This window comes from Saliniramus sp., assembly GCF_035311605.1.
Lineage (GTDB): Bacteria > Pseudomonadota > Alphaproteobacteria > Rhizobiales > Beijerinckiaceae > Saliniramus.
This window is the reverse complement of sequence record NZ_DATGCW010000356.1, coordinates 1-15,445: the sequence shown is the minus strand read 5'-3', so window position 1 is coordinate 15,445 and position 15,445 is coordinate 1. Positions and strand designations below refer to the sequence as shown.

The 15,445-nt window shown below is 63.1% G+C and carries 14 protein-coding genes; 6 read left to right on the top strand and 8 right to left on the bottom strand.

Going from position 1 to position 15,445, the window contains the following annotated elements; all coding sequences use genetic code 11:
* Positions 1-1,026: TRAP transporter fused permease subunit (locus VKP01_RS15800; protein ID WP_324413982.1), on the top strand; the 1,026-nt coding region annotated here is incomplete at its 5' end.
* A gap of 33 nt (positions 1,027-1,059) precedes the next feature.
* Here VKP01_RS15800 and VKP01_RS15795 read toward each other — a convergent pair.
* The 3 genes from VKP01_RS15795 to VKP01_RS15785 form a co-directional block, all read right to left on the bottom strand.
* The gene (locus tag VKP01_RS15795; RefSeq protein WP_324413980.1) at positions 1,060-2,109 is read right to left on the bottom strand and encodes a polysaccharide deacetylase family protein; all 1,050 of its coding nucleotides are present in this window, start codon (positions 2,107-2,109) and stop codon (positions 1,060-1,062) included.
* Positions 2,110-2,187: 78 nt separating this feature from the next.
* Entirely contained in the window at positions 2,188-3,747 is a 1,560-nt protein-coding gene (locus VKP01_RS15790) for a hypothetical protein (protein ID WP_324413978.1), read from the bottom strand.
* Entirely contained in the window at positions 3,708-5,516 is a 1,809-nt protein-coding gene (locus tag VKP01_RS15785; protein ID WP_324413976.1) for a GumC family protein, read from the bottom strand. The genes VKP01_RS15790 and VKP01_RS15785 overlap by 40 nt, the downstream gene beginning before the upstream one ends.
* 188 nt (positions 5,517-5,704) lie before the next feature.
* On the opposite strand from VKP01_RS15785, the gene VKP01_RS15780 reads away from it, so the two are divergent.
* From VKP01_RS15780 to VKP01_RS15765, 4 genes are all read left to right on the top strand, one after another.
* A complete protein-coding gene (locus VKP01_RS15780) occupies positions 5,705-6,262 on the top strand; it encodes a polysaccharide biosynthesis/export family protein (RefSeq protein WP_324413974.1) in 558 nt (185 codons plus the stop codon).
* A complete protein-coding gene (locus VKP01_RS15775; RefSeq protein WP_324413972.1) occupies positions 6,262-7,440 on the top strand; it encodes a glycosyltransferase family 4 protein in 1,179 nt (392 codons plus the stop codon). Before VKP01_RS15780 ends, VKP01_RS15775 begins: the two co-directional genes overlap by 1 nt.
* Before the next feature lie 81 nt (positions 7,441-7,521).
* On the top strand, positions 7,522-9,063 hold the full coding sequence (locus VKP01_RS15770) for an undecaprenyl-phosphate glucose phosphotransferase (protein ID WP_324413970.1): 1,542 nt from the start codon (positions 7,522-7,524) through the stop codon (positions 9,061-9,063).
* Entirely contained in the window at positions 9,060-10,316 is a 1,257-nt protein-coding gene (locus tag VKP01_RS15765; RefSeq protein ID WP_324413968.1) for an O-antigen ligase family protein, read from the top strand. The genes VKP01_RS15770 and VKP01_RS15765 overlap by 4 nt, the downstream gene beginning before the upstream one ends.
* Before the next feature lie 405 nt (positions 10,317-10,721).
* Here the strand turns inward: VKP01_RS15765 and VKP01_RS15760 are convergent, their stop codons facing one another.
* Both VKP01_RS15760 and VKP01_RS15755 read right to left on the bottom strand, forming a co-directional pair.
* The gene (locus VKP01_RS15760) at positions 10,722-11,141 is read right to left on the bottom strand and encodes a helix-turn-helix transcriptional regulator (RefSeq protein ID WP_324413966.1); all 420 of its coding nucleotides are present in this window, start codon (positions 11,139-11,141) and stop codon (positions 10,722-10,724) included.
* 530 nt (positions 11,142-11,671) lie between these two features.
* Positions 11,672-12,064, bottom strand: a complete 393-nt coding sequence (locus VKP01_RS15755) for a hypothetical protein (RefSeq protein ID WP_324413964.1) — start codon at positions 12,062-12,064, stop codon at positions 11,672-11,674.
* Between the two features lie 191 nt (positions 12,065-12,255).
* Between VKP01_RS15755 and VKP01_RS15750 the strand changes: the two genes are divergently transcribed.
* Positions 12,256-12,897: an MBL fold metallo-hydrolase gene (locus VKP01_RS15750; protein WP_324413962.1), complete on the top strand. Its 642-nt coding sequence runs from the start codon at positions 12,256-12,258 to the stop codon at positions 12,895-12,897.
* 29 nt (positions 12,898-12,926) lie between these two features.
* Here VKP01_RS15750 and VKP01_RS15745 read toward each other — a convergent pair whose 3' ends face one another.
* The 3 genes from VKP01_RS15745 to VKP01_RS15735 form a co-directional block, all read right to left on the bottom strand.
* The gene (locus VKP01_RS15745) at positions 12,927-13,844 is read right to left on the bottom strand and encodes a MoxR family ATPase (protein WP_324413960.1); all 918 of its coding nucleotides are present in this window, start codon (positions 13,842-13,844) and stop codon (positions 12,927-12,929) included.
* A 67-nt stretch (positions 13,845-13,911) separates the two neighbouring features.
* Positions 13,912-14,715 carry a xanthine dehydrogenase family protein subunit M gene (locus VKP01_RS15740; protein ID WP_324413958.1) on the bottom strand — a complete coding sequence of 268 codons (804 nt, stop codon included), beginning with the start codon at positions 14,713-14,715 and terminating at the stop codon, positions 13,912-13,914.
* A 75-nt stretch (positions 14,716-14,790) separates the two neighbouring features.
* Positions 14,791-15,445: xanthine dehydrogenase family protein molybdopterin-binding subunit (locus VKP01_RS15735; RefSeq protein ID WP_324413956.1), on the bottom strand; the 655-nt coding region annotated here is incomplete at its 5' end.

Sequence of the window (15,445 nt, the reverse complement as noted above, 5' to 3'; positions counted from 1 at the left end):
GAGATCACCGGCATTCCCTATACCGATATCGTCATCGCGGCGATCATCCCGGCAATCCTCTATTTCCTCTCGGTCTATTTCATGGTCGATAACGAGGCCCTGAAGAACGGCATGAAGGGCTTGCCGCGCAGCGAACTGCCGCAGTTCCGCAAGCTGGCCAAGCAGGCTTTTCTCTTCATTCCGATCGTGATCCTGATCGGGGCGCTGTTCGTGGGCTACTCCGTGATCCGTGCCGGGACGCTCGCCATGGGGGCAGCCGCTGTCGTGAGCTGGCTGACGCCGTTCCGGATGGGCCCGCGCGCCGTCCTTTACGCGCTCGAAATTGCCGCGAAGATGTCGCTGCAGCTTGTGGCAGTCTGTGCTGCGGCGGGCGTGATCGTTGGCGTGATCGCCATGACCGGCGTCGGTGGGCGTCTTTCCGGCGTGCTGATGGCAGTGGCGGATCAGAGCGAATTGCTGGCGCTCTTCTTCGCCATGTGCATCTCGATCATCCTCGGCATGGGCATGCCGACGACGGCGGCCTATGCGGTGGCGGCATCGGTCGTGGCGCCGGGCCTGATTCAGCTCGGTATCCCGCCGCTCACGGCACATTTCTTCATCTTCTATTTCGCCGTGATGTCGGCGATTACCCCGCCCGTGGCACTCGCAGCCTATGCCGGAGCGGCGCTGGCAGGCTCGGACCCGATGAGGACATCCGTGGAGAGCTTCAAGATCGGCCTTGCCGCCTTCGTGGTGCCTTTCATGTTCTTCTACAACAACGCGCTCCTGATGCAGGGCGAATGGCTGGAAATCGCGCGCGTCCTGTTCACGGCGGCGCTCGGTATCTTCCTGCTCGCCGGATCGGTGCAGGGCTGGTTCTTCGGGCTGCTCAACTGGATGCTGCGCATCGTGCTGCTGGTTGCGGCGCTCGCCATGATCAAGGGAGGCTGGGTTTCTGATATCATCGGCATCGGTGTCGGCCTGGCCGTCTTCGTCATCCAGAAGCAGTTCGTCACCACATCGAACATCGCGCGCGGCCTCGACTGACGAGTGCGCTCCGCAGGGCCGGGCAACGGCGGCTCAGCGCGTATTGAGCCGCCAGCCCTTGTTCCACAGCATGAACGGGACGCCGGAGAGCAGGGCGCGCATGGTCTTGCGGCTCTGATGCAAGCCGTTCACGGAAACGCGGGGCAAGGCATGGGGATGGTCGGCATGACCAGCAAAGACGTGACCGGGCCGCGTCGTCACTGCCGTGGTGAAGCCCGCTTCCTGAGCGAGGGCGAAATCGCGCGGTCCGGCTGAACCGGGATCCCCGACCGGATAGGCGAAATGCGTCACATTGATGCCGACCTCACTGGCGAGGCGGTCGCGTGATTGCACGATCTCGTAGCGCGCCGTGACATCGTCATGCTTGGCCAGCATCGGATGGCTCACCGTATGGGCACCGATGGTGATCAGGGGGTCACGCGCCACGGCCCTGATTTCGTCCCATGTCATGCAAAGCCCCCGGGTCAGGGCGCGACTGTCGATACCGGCCTGAGCGGCAAGATCAGCGATAACGGCCAGCAGCGTCGCCTCGTCACCGCTGCGCAGGCGCCAATAGGTGGTCTCGAAGGCGATCTGCTTTTCTGCATCATCGCGCGCCGGCAGATCGAAATCGCGGCCATCATGGATGAAGAGCACCCGGTCGAGCCGGCGGATCGCCTCCTCCAGCTCGAGCCACCACAGGCGTCCGTGGCCGTCGGCGAATCCGGTGGTGATGAAGAAGGTCGCCGGCAGGGCATGGCGACGCAGGATCGGCAACGCATATTCCGCATTGTCGCGATAGCCGTCATCGAAGGTGAGGATCGCGAAGGGGCGCCCACCCTTTTCCCGCAGGCGTTGCGGCAAGACATCCTGCGCGATGATCTCGTATCCGGCTTCCCGGACCATGCTGACAACCGTCTCGAAGAATGCGGGTGTGATCTCCAGGAGGCGGTTGGGCGCGAAGGCGCCGTAGCTGGCCGGTCGCACATGGTGAAACATCAAGATGATGCCGGTGCCGCGTGAGATGGGCGCCAGCCAGAGATCGGCCCGGCTCCAGTCGATCGCGCGCAGCCCCATGCGGATGATGGCGGATTTCAATGACATGCACGCTCTCCGACTTGAGATCCAAGCGCCGACGGGACCCGACCGGCGCTGCGGGCATTTCGGCATCACCTGAACGGATCAGGCAGCGGCAACGCCCGCCCTGCGCCCGACCCCGGCCACCACGACATCCGCCGAACCCATTCCCGCAATACGCGCATAGAGGTCAACGAGTTCGGGGTCGTCGGCTTCACGATCGGCGGCGATGATGATCGTATCCGCGGCACCGGCCAGAGACTTCAGCAAGGCCGCATCAGAGGGATCGGGCAGCAGCAGGAAGACGAGCCCATAGGTGTGCTGGAAGGCCGTCAGCGCGATATCCAGCCCGTCACCGTCGTCGATCAACGACGCCGCATCGGCGCGCCCCCTCTCGACGCGATGCAGGGGCGAAGCGGGATCGCGGCGAATGACGTCGAAGAAGCTGGCGCGCTCCGCTATCAGATCGCTCAGCCCCGGTACGTTTCCGGAGAGACCGTCATCCTGCATCGAGACGAGGATGCAGCGCCCGGCACGGGCACCGGCCTGGCTCAGCTTTTCGCCGAAACGGCGCAAACGTGCGGCATCGCCGAGCCCGGTGACGAGGACGCGCTGGCCGCGATCCTGACGCTGGTTCTCGCGCAATCTTGCGAGCAGCACGCTGAAATCGTAGGACGCCTCGCTGTCGACCGATGCTGCCGCGAGAGAGTCCGAGGAGTCCGCCACGGCCTCCTGCGCAGCCGATGATAGCTGCGCCGAAACGGGCACCGAGTTCCCGGCGTGCGGCCCGTCATCGAGAACCGGGACGGATGCCTGAACTGCCTCCTCATCGGTCCTGCCGCAGACTGCCGCTGCGGGCGTGGCTGCTGGCGCAGACCCTGGAGCGCCCCTGTCGGGCCTTGCCTTCTGCGTTTCCTGCCAGGCTGCATCGAGACGATCTTCCTGGGCGCGCGCCTCGCTGGAATCGGCAAGGGCCTTGCTCGCTGCCTGTTTGCGGCGCAGACGTGGCTTGTGTTTCACCGCGTCATCCGCCTTTTCGGCGCGCGCGTCCGCTTGCCCGGCGGCAGCTGCGCCTCCGGCGGGCTCAGTGACCGGCTCCTGCGAGACCGGCTCCTGCGAAACCAGTTCCTGCCATGTCTCGGGAAGCGGTTCTTTCGGCGATGGCGCCAGCCCGGATTCGCCCGCCGCACCGGCTTCGTTTCGCGCGACCTCAACCGTGTCGGCTATTCCGGTCTCGTCTGCAATCGCCGTCTCGACCATCGAGCCGGACGATGCTGCGACGGGCTCCGATACAGCGGAACGCTCCTCGACCGCCTTCCCGGCGGAGCGGGATACGGGTGTCCCGTTCGCAGCTGATCTTGTTGCAGCGACAGCGGCGGCGGGTTCTTGCGCAGGCGCATCAGACGGCGACGCGGCGAAGTCAGCATGCGACGCGGCGTCATGCGGTGTATCGACAGACACCGTTGCGTCAGGGTCAGCCGGTTCGGCAGATGCCGGAGCGCCTTTTTCGAAGGCGCGATGGGGATCGGCCATGTCTTTCGCGGCAGGAAGCGAGCCGAAATCCGCGTTCTCCGCGCCCCCTTCCAACGTTCCGCGCAGGCGTGCTCCGAGCTTGCGGACGCCGGTCAGCACCTCTTCCTCTGCTTGCGGCTGCGCCGCTTGCACGGGAATTTCGATGAAGGCAGCAGGCCTCGCGCGCCTGGATCGCGGCGGCGCATCGACGGCATCCGCACCGGCCATCTGCCGCCGCCATCCGCATCCGGCTGGGGCGCTTGCGCGAAGGCATCCCGTGCGCGCCCGTGGGCTGCATCAGGGGCAGGCCTATCCGCGCGGGCTTGCGGCTCCTCGGCCAGATCCGCTCCGACCGCAACCGCCCCGCCCGCTCCGATCCGAGGAGCGATCGGCACCCCGCCGGGCCAGTTCGGGTCGACTGTCGGTGCGGCATCATGGTGCGGCTCGTCCTCATGAGAATCGGAATCGCGCCTTTGTGCGGCATAGCCATAGCCCGCAGCCATTGTGGGCGCCGCCGGCACACCGCCGGAGACCAGAGCCGCAACCACGACGCCGCCGGTCGCGACGAAGGCTGCGCCGAGCGTCGCCAGAACAACGGTGGGCGCCTTGCGCGGAAAAACCGGCTCACGCGGCACGACGGCACGCGAAACGATACGCGCATCGGGCAATGTTGCGTTCTGCGAGCCGCGCGCAATCGCCTCACGGTAGCGCGTGAGGTAGTTCTCCAACTGCTCGCGCTCGGCCCGCGCCTCGCGTTCGAGAGCGCGCAATTGCACCTCGCTCTCATTGGCTTGCGCGACGACACTCATCTGCGCATCGAGCGCCGCTTCCAGCGATTCGACCCGGGAGGCGGCAATGCGCGCTTCGTTTTCGAGAATGCGGACCGTACGCTCGGCGGAAGCGGTGATCTGCTCGTCGAGATCGGCGAGCTGGGCGCGCAGTTCCAGAATGCGCGGGTGCCCGGGCAGCAGCGTGCGCTGCTCGAGCGCGATCTGCGAACGCAGATCGATGCGCTGCTCGATCAGCCGACCGATCAGTTCGTTGCTCGCGACATCAGGAATCTCGAAGGCCCTGCCCTCGGCAATCATCTCACCCAGCAACTGCGCCCGGGCCTCTGAATCGGCCTGGGTCGAGCGGGCTTCCGCGAGCCGCGTGTTGAGATCGCTCAATTGCTGCGACGAAATGCTGGCGCTGTCCCCGCTCAGGAACAGCCGCGAGGAAGCGCGAAACGATTCCACGGCAGCTTCCGCCTCGCTCACACGCTCACGCAAATCCTCGATATTGGTGCCGAGCCAGTCCGAAGCGGCCCGCGCGAGTTCGGCCTGCGCCTCCTCCAGCTGGTCGAGATAGACCTCGGCGATGGTGTTGGCGGCACGGGCGGAGAGATCGGGATCCGCTGAGCGGAATTCTATGGCGAGGACGCGCGAACGCGGCACGGCATAGACCGTGAGAGCGCGATAGTAAGCATCGAGGATCCGATCTTCCTCGTTCCCGTCATAGCTTCCGTCAGCGATGCCGAGCATGGTGCGAACACGCGTGATCGGGTCCATAGGGCCGACCAGCGGATCGAATTCCGCGTTGCCGACGAGTCCGAGCCGGCGTATCGTCTCACGCGCCACCTCACGCGAGCTGACGACCTCGACCTGGCTCAGCACGGCCTGCTCGTCGATGGTCCCGCCCGGCAACTCACGCTCGGAGAGGGTGCGGGTGAAAACGCTGTCCCGATTCTCCAGAAGCACCTGGGTTTCACCGGCAAAACGCGGTGTCGCGGTGAGGACAAAAACGATCGCACCGATGGCGACGGCAACGGTGATGGCGAGGATCGTCTTGAAACGCCCGCGCAGCGCCAGCAGGATCTCGCGCAGATCCACCATGCCATCGCGACCGCCATGGTCAAACGACGCACCTCCAGGTTGCTTCATCTCGCGCTCCATACTGGCTTCCGTCTCGGGCCGGATTTGTGCACAGGATGAACAGACAGGGTTTCCGGTTGGTTAAAAAACCAAATGCGAATACCATTTCTCCTCTTTCTCGGTGCCCGCAAGGTTCTGTTAACCGTATCAATTTACCTTTTGCGCAGATTCACCCCAGCCGGATGGTCGAAACTCCGATGAACAGGCGCAAGACACTCGCTCTCCTGCTGACAGCAGCCGCACTCCCTGGTTGCGCCGCGCTGACGGTGCGGCGCGGCGACGAGAGCTTTTCGGCGCGCGATTACCGTCTGGCTGCTGAAGATCGGGTGCGGCTGATCGTGTTCGGACAGGATTCGCTGTCGAACATCTACATGGTCGATGGCAGCGGGTCGATCACGGTGCCGCTGATCGGCGCCGTCTCCGTCGAGGGGCTGACGACGACGCAAGCGGCGGAGCGCGTGGCCGGGCGCCTCGCCTCGGGCTTCATCCGCGAGCCGCGTGTCACCGTCGAAATCGATACCTACCGCCCCTTCTACATCATGGGCGAGGTTTCGCGCGGGGGGCAGTACGACTATGTCGCCGGCATGAGCGTGGAGACCGCGATCGCGATCGCGGGCGGCTTCACGCCGCGCGCCGTGCGCAGTTCCGTCACGGTTTCGCGCAAGATCGGGGATGAAACCGATCGCTTCAATGCACCGATCGATTACACGCTGCGCCCGGGTGATACCGTGATCGTGCGCGAACGCTGGTTCTGATGTCCGATATCGAGGCCACTATGGCGCACGGGCCGCTTCGTATACTGCACGTGTTTCGCGCGCCGATCGGCGGGCTGTTTCGCCATGTGATCGACCTTGCCTGCGAGCAGGCGGCGCGGGGGCATGCCGTTGGGCTGCTCTTCGATTCATCGCAGGACAATGCCCGCACCCATGCGATGATCGAGCGGGCCCGGCCCGCGCTGGAACTCGGTATCACCCGGGTGGCTATGACACGCAATCCGTCTCCGCGCGACCTCGCGGCCCTGCGCGCGCTGGCCCGTCTGCAACGCAAGATCGGTGCGTGCGTGCTGCACGGCCACGGCTCCAAGGGCGGGCTTTATGCGCGGGCCCTGGCGCGCCGTCACGCCCCGGATGCGGTGCGCGCCTACACACCCCATGGCGGGAGCTTCCATTTCGGCCCCGGCAATCCCCGCCACCATCTGTACATGGCGGCAGAACGGTGGATGGCGCGCCGGACCGACGTTTTTCTGTTTGAGAGCCGCCATGTCGCGAGCCGCTTCGCTCACTATGTCGGCGCGCCGGACCGCCCCGCCATGATTGTCCATAACGGCCTGTATCCGGCGGAATTCGAACCCGTCGACAATGCGGATGCCGCCTTCGATCTCGTCTTCATCGGGGAGATGCTGCTCGCCAAGGGCGTGGATACGCTGCTGCAGGCGATGCGGCTTATCCGGCAGAAACGGGGCAGCGCCCCGCGTCTCCTCGCCGTGGGATCGGGCCCCGACCGGGGCTTGCTGATGCAACGGGCGAGCGAGTACGGCCTGGCCGAGGATGTGACTTTCGAGGATGCCCAGCCGATCCGCGATGTGCTTGCGCGGGCGCGGATCATGGTGATGCCCTCACACGCGGAATCCCTGCCCTATGTCGTGCTCGAAGCGGCGGCTGCCGGCATGCCGATGGTCGCGACCAATGTCGGCGGCATCCCGGAAATACTGGAACCATGCGCGGATACGCTCGTCGAGTCGGGCGATGTCGGCGCACTCGCCCAGGCCATCCTGCGTCAGCTTACCGAGGATGCATCGGCCACGCATTCCAGGATTGCGCAGACCCGCGCTTTTCTCGAAACGAATTTTTCAGTCGCCAGCATGACCGACGCCGTTCTTGCGGGTTACCAAAAGGGAGCGGAGCGTCGTACCGCCGCTATCCCATCACGTTAAGTCTTCCCTCACCGGGCGCTGTTAACGTGAACAGGTCAATTCGCCGAATTGATCAATCATCGGAAATCACGGGCGCGTCATATGAGTATCGATATCCGCGATCTTATGCAGGCAGCCGCATCCGCCAGCATGGACGGCACGGCGAAACAGCAAAGGGGCGAGCGCAACCATCGTGCGAAACGCCCACCGGCCGAGGCCACGGCGGGGCTGCCCTTGTCGGGCGCCTTCTCCGCGAAGGTCCTCACCGGCACGGTCCGCCTCGTCGAACTGCTCATCGTGGCCGGGCTCGGTATCGCGCTGCACCTCGCCTATCTCGGCAATACCTTCAACAGCTTCACGCTGGCCATGATCGCAGGGCTTTCCCTCGCTGCGCTCGTTGCATTCGAAATGGTACATGTCTATTCGATCCAGGCGTTTCGCACCTTCTTTCGGGACGGACTGCGGCTTCTGGCCACCTGGACCGTCGTCTTCCTGATCGGCTTCACAGCCATCTTTCTTCTCAAGGTGGGTGACGAGTATTCCCGCGTCTGGCTCGTCGGCTGGTTCTTCACCGGCGCCGCCGCACTGACGACGGAGCGACTGGCCCTCGCCGGAATCGTCGGGCGCATGACGCGGGCGGGTCGTTTCGACCGGCGTACCGCCATCGTCGGAGCCGGCCCGGCCGCGGTCGAGATGATCCGCGCGCTTGATGCACAGGGCGATAACGGCGTGCGCATCGTCGGCGTTTTTGATGATCGCAATGACGAGCGCACGCCCGATCTCGTGGCCGGATACCCCACCCTCGGGACCGTGACCGATCTCGTCGATTACGCGCGCAACACGCAGCTCGACCTCGTGATCTTCACCGTCCCGATCGCCGCCGAGGGGCGGATCCTGCAGATGCTCTCCAAGCTCTGGGTATTGCCGATCGATATCCGGCTGGCTGCCCATGCGAGCAAGTTGCGCCTGCGTCCGCGCGCCTATTCCTATATCGGCAACGTGCCGGTTCTCGATGTCTTCGACCGCCCGATCGCGGATTGGGATCTCGTGGTCAAATGGCTTTTCGACAAACTCGTCGGCCTGTCCATCATGACGTTGCTCGCACCGGTCATGGCGGCTGTCGCCCTGGCGGTGAAGCTCGACTCGCGCGGGCCGGTGCTGTTTCGCCAGAAGCGCTACGGCTTCAACAACGAACTGATCGAAGTCTTCAAGTTCCGATCGATGTATGTCGATCAGGGCGATGCGAGTGCGGCGAAACTGGTGACGAAGGGCGATCCGCGCGTCACCCGTGTGGGTCGGATCATCCGCAAGACCTCCCTGGATGAATTGCCGCAGCTTTTCAACGTCGTCTTCAAGGGCAATCTCTCGCTCGTGGGACCGCGTCCGCACGCCCTCCAGGCAAAGGCCGCCAACGAGCTCTATGACCAGGTCGTCGATGGCTACTTCGCTCGCCACAAGGTCAAGCCCGGCATTACCGGTTGGGCGCAGATCAACGGCTGGCGCGGTGAGACCGATACGCAGGAGAAGATCCAGCGCCGCGTCGAGCACGACCTGTATTACATCGAGAACTGGTCGGTGCTGTTCGATCTGCAAATCCTGGCGATGACCCCCTTCGCCCTGCTGAAGACGGAGAATGCCTATTGAACACGTTGAGCGCCAATCCGTCGGCCCCGGTCGCGGCCGGTTTTTCGCGCGGCACGCAATGGTGGACGCTGTTCATCTTCATGTGTTGCGGCGGCGTGGTGCTGATCGAGCCCTCCCCTTACGAATTCACCTTCTTCCTCGCGCTCTTCGTCTTCATGCTGGGCGGCATGCGTCTCCGGGCGGGGGCGGTGGTGATGAGCGTTCTGTTGATGCTCTACAATATCGGCGGGCTGTTCTCGCTGATCCCCTTCCTTGATGACGGCGATGCCGTGCTCTTCATCGGGGTGTCGTTCTACCTGGCCGTGACGGCGATCTTCTTCGCCGCACTCTTGCAGGACGATGCGCGCTGGCGGATGCAGGCGCTGACGTGGGGCCTCGTCAGCGGCGCGACGATCGCCTCGGTGGCGGGGATCCTCGGCTATTTCGATGTGGCCGGGCTCGGTGCGTTGTTCACCCGTTTTGACCGCGCTGCGGGCACATTCAAGGATCCGAACGTGCTGGGCACCTACGTGATCCTGCCGCTTGTGCTGCTCGCACAAGCCATTCTGATCACGGGGCGGTTATGGCTGCGCTATGTCGTACCGCTGGCGATCATCCTCTTCGGTGGCGTATTCCTGTCCTTCTCGCGCGGCGCTTGGGGAAACATGATCCTGTCCATGGCGCTGATGACGATACTGACCTTCCTTTTCGTGGCCGGGCCACGGCAGCGTCTGCGCATCACCGTGCTCGCAGTCACCGGAACCATCGGCGCAATCGTGGCCCTGGCCGTCGCATTGTCCATCGAGGAACTGCGCAGCATGTTCGAAGTCCGCGCCGCTCTCGTCCAGCACTATGATGTTGGCGCCACCGGGCGATTCGGACGCATCTTCCGCGCCATCCCCGAACTGCTCGACCGCCCGAACGGGTACGGACCGATGCAGTTCCGCAATGTCTGGTTCGAGGACCCTCATAACGTCTATCTCAACGCCTTTTCCGCTTACGGCTGGCTGGGCGGGCTGTCCTATCTCTGCCTGATCGGCGCCACGCTCTTCGTCGGCTGGCGCCTGATCGCAACGCCCTCAGACATGCAGGCCTTCGCCATCGCCGTCTGGTCGGTTCTCTTCGTCCAGATGCTTCAGGGCTTGACCATCGATACCGACCATTGGCGGCACTTCTACCTGCTGCTCGGGCTGACCTGGGGGTTGTTCGACCGCAATGTCCGGCGTGGCCGATACCAGGCGGATGGCGCAGCGTGGGAAAACCGGGGCGGATGACCACCCGGATCGAAGGATCACGATTTCGTGATCGGCAAGCGGCTCAACGGTCGACCAATTTCGCGCACTGAAATGACTGAAAAGCGAAAAACACAACCATCGGGAGATAGGTGATTCGCCTTGCGAAAAGCCGGCCCAAACATTGATCCGCGACAGAAGCCACTTCAGCGGGCCCGCAAATGCGCGACACAAGCTTAACGTGAAACACCAACCCTTTGATTCAATGCATTTTTTTTCAATCACTCATCGAAAGAAAAAACCCGCCGAACCGACCGAAGTCAGCAAGGCGAGTTGAAGGTGCTCTCGATGTAACGCCCCCACAGGCGCAACCAAAAGGTACATCGTCGCGATCACGCTTGCAACTTATTGCAAGACAAGGGGAGGCCGACCTGCCGCTTTTCGGCGTCAGCCCTTTTTGTGTTTGGCGGTTTCGGCGAGTGACTTTGCGATATCGAGCAGACTGGTACACAGGCTCGGCACCTTCAAATTCGCAAAGATGAGCAGAAGCTGCCGCCCGTTTGGATCTGCCAAGGCGCGCTGAATCTGGTGTTCCTCGAGCGACACGACCTCGCTCGTTTCGGACCCTTCCTCAATCATGCTGCCGTAGAAGAAACTGATAGGCACATCAAGGGCCTGCGAAATCTGGAACAGTCTGGCGGCCCCGACACGGTCTGTCCCGTTCTCGTATTTCTGGACCTGCTGGTAGGATACATCGATCTCCTTGGCCAATTGCTGCTGGTTCAACCCTAGCGCGTTGCGCCTGAGCTTGATGCGCCGTCCGATTTCGAAATCGATTTCATTCGGCGACTTCTTGTTGCTCAACATTGATTACGTTCTCCCGATCAGGTACCGCCGACTCGGCAACCGACACAGATACAACCAGGCTGCAAGCGTATCCCGACAACCCTTACGCGCAGCAGCTGGCATAGACAGAACCCCCGAGCAAAATGAAACGCGAACATTTCAAAGTCCGGGCACTCCCCTTTTGATTGTCTTAGCGCTTGCGTTGGAAACAATCAATAATACAACCGTCGAGGAATATGCTGCCAGAGCCACTTTTTACGCGCATTTCCCGCGACGCGCCTGAGGTGCATCGTCAACACTTTGCCCGTACAGCTTTTGAATTTCAACCACCAGATACATATTTTTTGAAATATTACTTCAGGTAGCACAACTAGGCGCAAAGAACTCCACTTATAATTGTTCTCTTTATTGATGTATCTTATTTATTTTGCAACCTATGCGATATTATGTTTGTTTTTCGTTCCGAAAGCTGAAAGGCGCGCCCGCATCGCGGACGCGCCTTTGTCATTGCCTCACATCTGGTTGTAAAAGGGGCAGGATAAGCGCTTGGCTCACCCGGCATTCTCGACCGCGACGATCTGGAACGTCTGCATGTCGCCTTCATCGTCCCGGATGGAGAGGTATTCGCCGACCTGCATGACATGATCGCCAAGTCGATAGGCAGGCTCGTCGTCATCATCGCGGTTTTCGTCGTAGTCGATCACCCAGGTCGCACCACCGGTGCCGCCGGGGCGATGGCGCAGGAAGCCGACATCCTCCTCATTCCCCCAGAAGCGATGCACGCGGCACAGATGCTTGTGCTTGCGCCATTCGGCGATATCGATATGCCCGTCCGCATCGAGCGGTGCGACGATGTCGTAGCCGTGCAGATGCGAACCGGTCGGATGCTCCTTCGTGCGTGCAAGATGCAGGGTGATGCGCTTGAAATGGTGGGGGATGGACATGAACGTGTTCCTCCTCAAGGTCGCGGCCTCTGCCGCAATCGTCATTACGGTTTCACCATGCACCCAATGGCTACGCCTTGATCTCGAGCAATCAAGGGCGCGCAGAACGCCGGGATTTCACCCTTGATCCGGCGGGCCCGGGCAGGCACCTTCGCCCCTGCGCCATCCGGCCGATATCCAGGGAGAAGTTCATGCCGAGTCTGAAAGCCGCGATCGTCCCCGTCACGCCTCTGGAGCAGAATTGCACGCTGATCTGGGATGACGACACCAAGACCGGCGCCGTCGTCGATCCGGGCGGGGATGTCGGGCGCATCCGTTCAGGCATCGAAGAACTTGGCCTGACCATCGAGAAGATCGTGCTCACTCACGGCCATTTCGATCATATCGGCGGCGTCGCCGAATTGCGCGAGGCACTCGGCGTCCCGGTCGAAGGGCCGCATCGCGCGGACGAGCCGCTGATCGCCAATCTCCCCGCCATCGCCGAGCAATACGGCCTCGGCACCGTCGAGAGCTTCACACCGGATCGCTGGCTGGACGAAGGCGATGATTTCGACATTGCCGGCATCCCCTTCGAGATCCTGCATTGCCCGGGCCACTCCCCCGGCAGCCTTGTCTTCTTCCAGAAGGATCAGCGATTCGCGCTGGTGGGCGACGTGCTGTTCCGCGGCTCGGTCGGACGCGCCGACCTTCCGGGAGGCGATATGGACACGCTGATCAATTCGATCCGCACGAAGCTGCTCGTGCTCGGCGACGATATCGGCTTCATCTGCGGCCACGGGCCGACCAGCAATATCGGCGATGAACGCGCCAACAATCCCTTCCTCCAGGATTGAGGCGGACCACGCAAGGCATCGAGCGCAGCTCAGCCCTTCGCCTGCGCCTTGACCTGATCGAGCAATTCCTGGGCCTTCGAACCCTGAAGCTTCTGGATGTCGTCCTGGTATTTCAACAGCACCCCGAGCGTGTCCGAGACGAGATGCGGATCGAGCGCAACGGCATCCAGCTCGACCAGCGCCGAGGCCCAGTCAAGGCTCTCGGCGACGCCGGGTGACTTGAACAGGTCCTCCTTGCGGATGGCCTGAACGAAGGCGACGATGTCCTTGGACAATTTTGCGGGCGCCTGCGGCACCTTCGCTCGCAGAATCGCAAGCTCACGCGCCGCATCGGGATAATCCACCCAATGATACAGGCAGCGCCGCTTGAGCGCGTCGTGGATCTCACGGGTGCGGTTCGAGGTGATGATCACGATCGGCGGATGCGCAGCGCGCACAGTGCCGTATTCCGGGATCGTGACCTGGAAATCGGAGAGGATTTCGAGCAGGAACGCCTCGAAGGCCTCGTCCGTGCGATCCAGCTCGTCGATCAGCAGGACCGGTGGACCCGCCGTATCGGGCTCCAGCGCCTGCAAGAGCGCGCGCTTGATCAGATGCCGCTCGGAGAAGATGTCCCCCTCCAGCCGCTCGCGATCGGCCTCACCGGTCGCCTCGGCAAGGCGGATCTCCATCATCTGGCCGGCATAGTTCCACTCGTAGACCGCAGAGGAAACATCGAGCCCCTCATAGCATTGCAGCCGGATCAGCGAACGCCCCAGCGCCTGCGAGAGCACCTTGGCGATCTCGGTCTTGCCGACACCGGCCTCGCCCTCGAGAAAGAGCGGACGGTTGAGGCGCAGGGCAAGAAACAGCACCGTGGCGAGCGGGCGATCGGAAACGTAGCCTGCATCTTGCAGGAGTTTCCGGGTATCGTCGATGCTGGCGGGAATATCGGGCAAGCGCTTCATTCCATCTGCATGAGACAACGCCCCGGACCGGGGACGCCCGATCCGGGATTCAGATCATTCGACGCGCTCAGCGCCCGGTCGCAGCCGCGACCGCACGGCGCGCCATCACGCCGACGAGATGCGCGCGATACTCCGCATCGGCATGAATATCCGTATTCATGTCGCTGGCAGATGCGCTCATCCCGTCGAGGGATTTGGGCGCAAAGCGCTTGGCCAGCGCTTCCTCGGCCTCGCTCCAGCGGAACACGCCGTCTGAGCCTGCGCCGGTCACGGCGACGCGGATATCCGAGCCGCGCTTGGAGACGAAGACGCCGGCCAGCGCATAGCGCGAGGCGGGGTTGCGGAACTTGGCATAAGCCGCCTTTGCCGGGACGGGGAAGGAGACCTTGGTGATGATCTCGCCTTCGTCCAGCGCAGTGTCAAACATGCCGGTGAAGAACTCCTCCGCCGGAATCTTGCGCTTGTTGGTGATGATTGTCGCGCCGAGCCCGATACAGGCGGCGGGATAATCGGCAGCCGGGTCGTTATTGGCGATCGAGCCGCCGATCGTGCCGCGATGGCGCACGGCGGGATCGCCGATCCCTTCCGCGAGTTTCGCGAGGCCGGGGATCGCCTCGGCGACGACATCCGAGGTCGCGACCTCCGCATGGGTCGACATGGCGCCGATGACCACGGCGCGGCCCTTCTTCTCGATGCCGCGCAACTCGCCCATCGCGCCGAGATCGACGAGCGCGGAGGGTGCCGCGAGGCGCTGTTTCATGGTGGGCAGGAGCGTGTGACCGCCGGCGACGATCTTGGCATCCTCGTTCTTCTGCAGGAGCGCCGCCGCCTGGCGGACATTGCTCGGGCGATGATATTCGAAAGCGTGCATCGGTTCAGTTCTCCGAAATCCTGATGAAGCGCGCGGGCAGCTGATCGCCCGCGCGGAAGCTATCGTTCGAACGGCTCACTCCGCCGCCATCGGCGCCTTGGCCTTGTGAATGGCGTGCCAGACCGCGCGCGGCGTCGCCGGCATGGGCACATCCTCATGGCCGACAGCATTGGTGATAGCGTTGATCACGGCCGGCGGCGCGGCGATCGCACCCGCTTCGCCGCAGCCCTTGATGCCGAGCGGATTGGAGGGACACGGGGTCACCGTCATGCCGACATCGAAGGAAGGCAGATCATCGGCGCGGGGCATGGCGTAATCCATGTAGCTCGCCGTGACGAGCTGGCCGGATTCGTCATAGACCGCGTTCTCCAGAAGTGCCTGGCCGACGCCCTGGGCGATGCCGCCATGGACCTGGCCCTCGACGATCATCGGATTGATCACCACTCCGAAATCATCCACCGCCGTGAAGCGCTCGATCGTGGTCACGCCGGTATCGGGATCGATCTCGACCTCGCAGATATGCACGCCTGCGGGAAATGTGAAGTTCGTCGGATCGTAGAAGGCGCCCTCCTTCAGGCCGGGTTCGAGATCCTGGCCGGAGAACTTGTGGGCGATATAGGCCTGCAGCGCGATCTCGCCGAACGCCATCGACTTGTCGGTGCCGGCGACGGAGAATTTGCCATCGGCAAATTCGATATCCTTGTCCGAGGCTTCCATCGCATAGGCCGCG

Excerpts from the sequence above, each read along its gene's own strand:
- VKP01_RS15760 (WP_324413966.1), bottom strand. The coding sequence starts at position 11,141 with ATGTTGAGCAACAAGAAGTCGCCGAATGAAATCGATTTCGAAATCGGA.
- VKP01_RS15755 (WP_324413964.1), bottom strand. The coding sequence starts at position 12,064 with ATGTCCATCCCCCACCATTTCAAGCGCATCACCCTGCATCTTGCACGC.
- VKP01_RS15745 (WP_324413960.1), bottom strand. The coding sequence starts at position 13,844 with ATGAAGCGCTTGCCCGATATTCCCGCCAGCATCGACGATACCCGGAAA.
- VKP01_RS15795 (WP_324413980.1), bottom strand. The coding sequence starts at position 2,109 with ATGTCATTGAAATCCGCCATCATCCGCATGGGGCTGCGCGCGATCGAC.
- VKP01_RS15740 (WP_324413958.1), bottom strand. The coding sequence starts at position 14,715 with ATGCACGCTTTCGAATATCATCGCCCGAGCAATGTCCGCCAGGCGGCG.
- VKP01_RS15775 (WP_324413972.1), top strand. The coding sequence starts at position 6,262 with ATGTCCGATATCGAGGCCACTATGGCGCACGGGCCGCTTCGTATACTG.
- VKP01_RS15780 (WP_324413974.1), top strand. The coding sequence starts at position 5,705 with ATGAACAGGCGCAAGACACTCGCTCTCCTGCTGACAGCAGCCGCACTC.
- VKP01_RS15770 (WP_324413970.1), top strand. The coding sequence starts at position 7,522 with ATGAGTATCGATATCCGCGATCTTATGCAGGCAGCCGCATCCGCCAGC.
- VKP01_RS15785 (WP_324413976.1), bottom strand. The coding sequence starts at position 5,516 with ATGAAGCAACCTGGAGGTGCGTCGTTTGACCATGGCGGTCGCGATGGC.
- VKP01_RS15750 (WP_324413962.1), top strand. The coding sequence starts at position 12,256 with ATGCCGAGTCTGAAAGCCGCGATCGTCCCCGTCACGCCTCTGGAGCAG.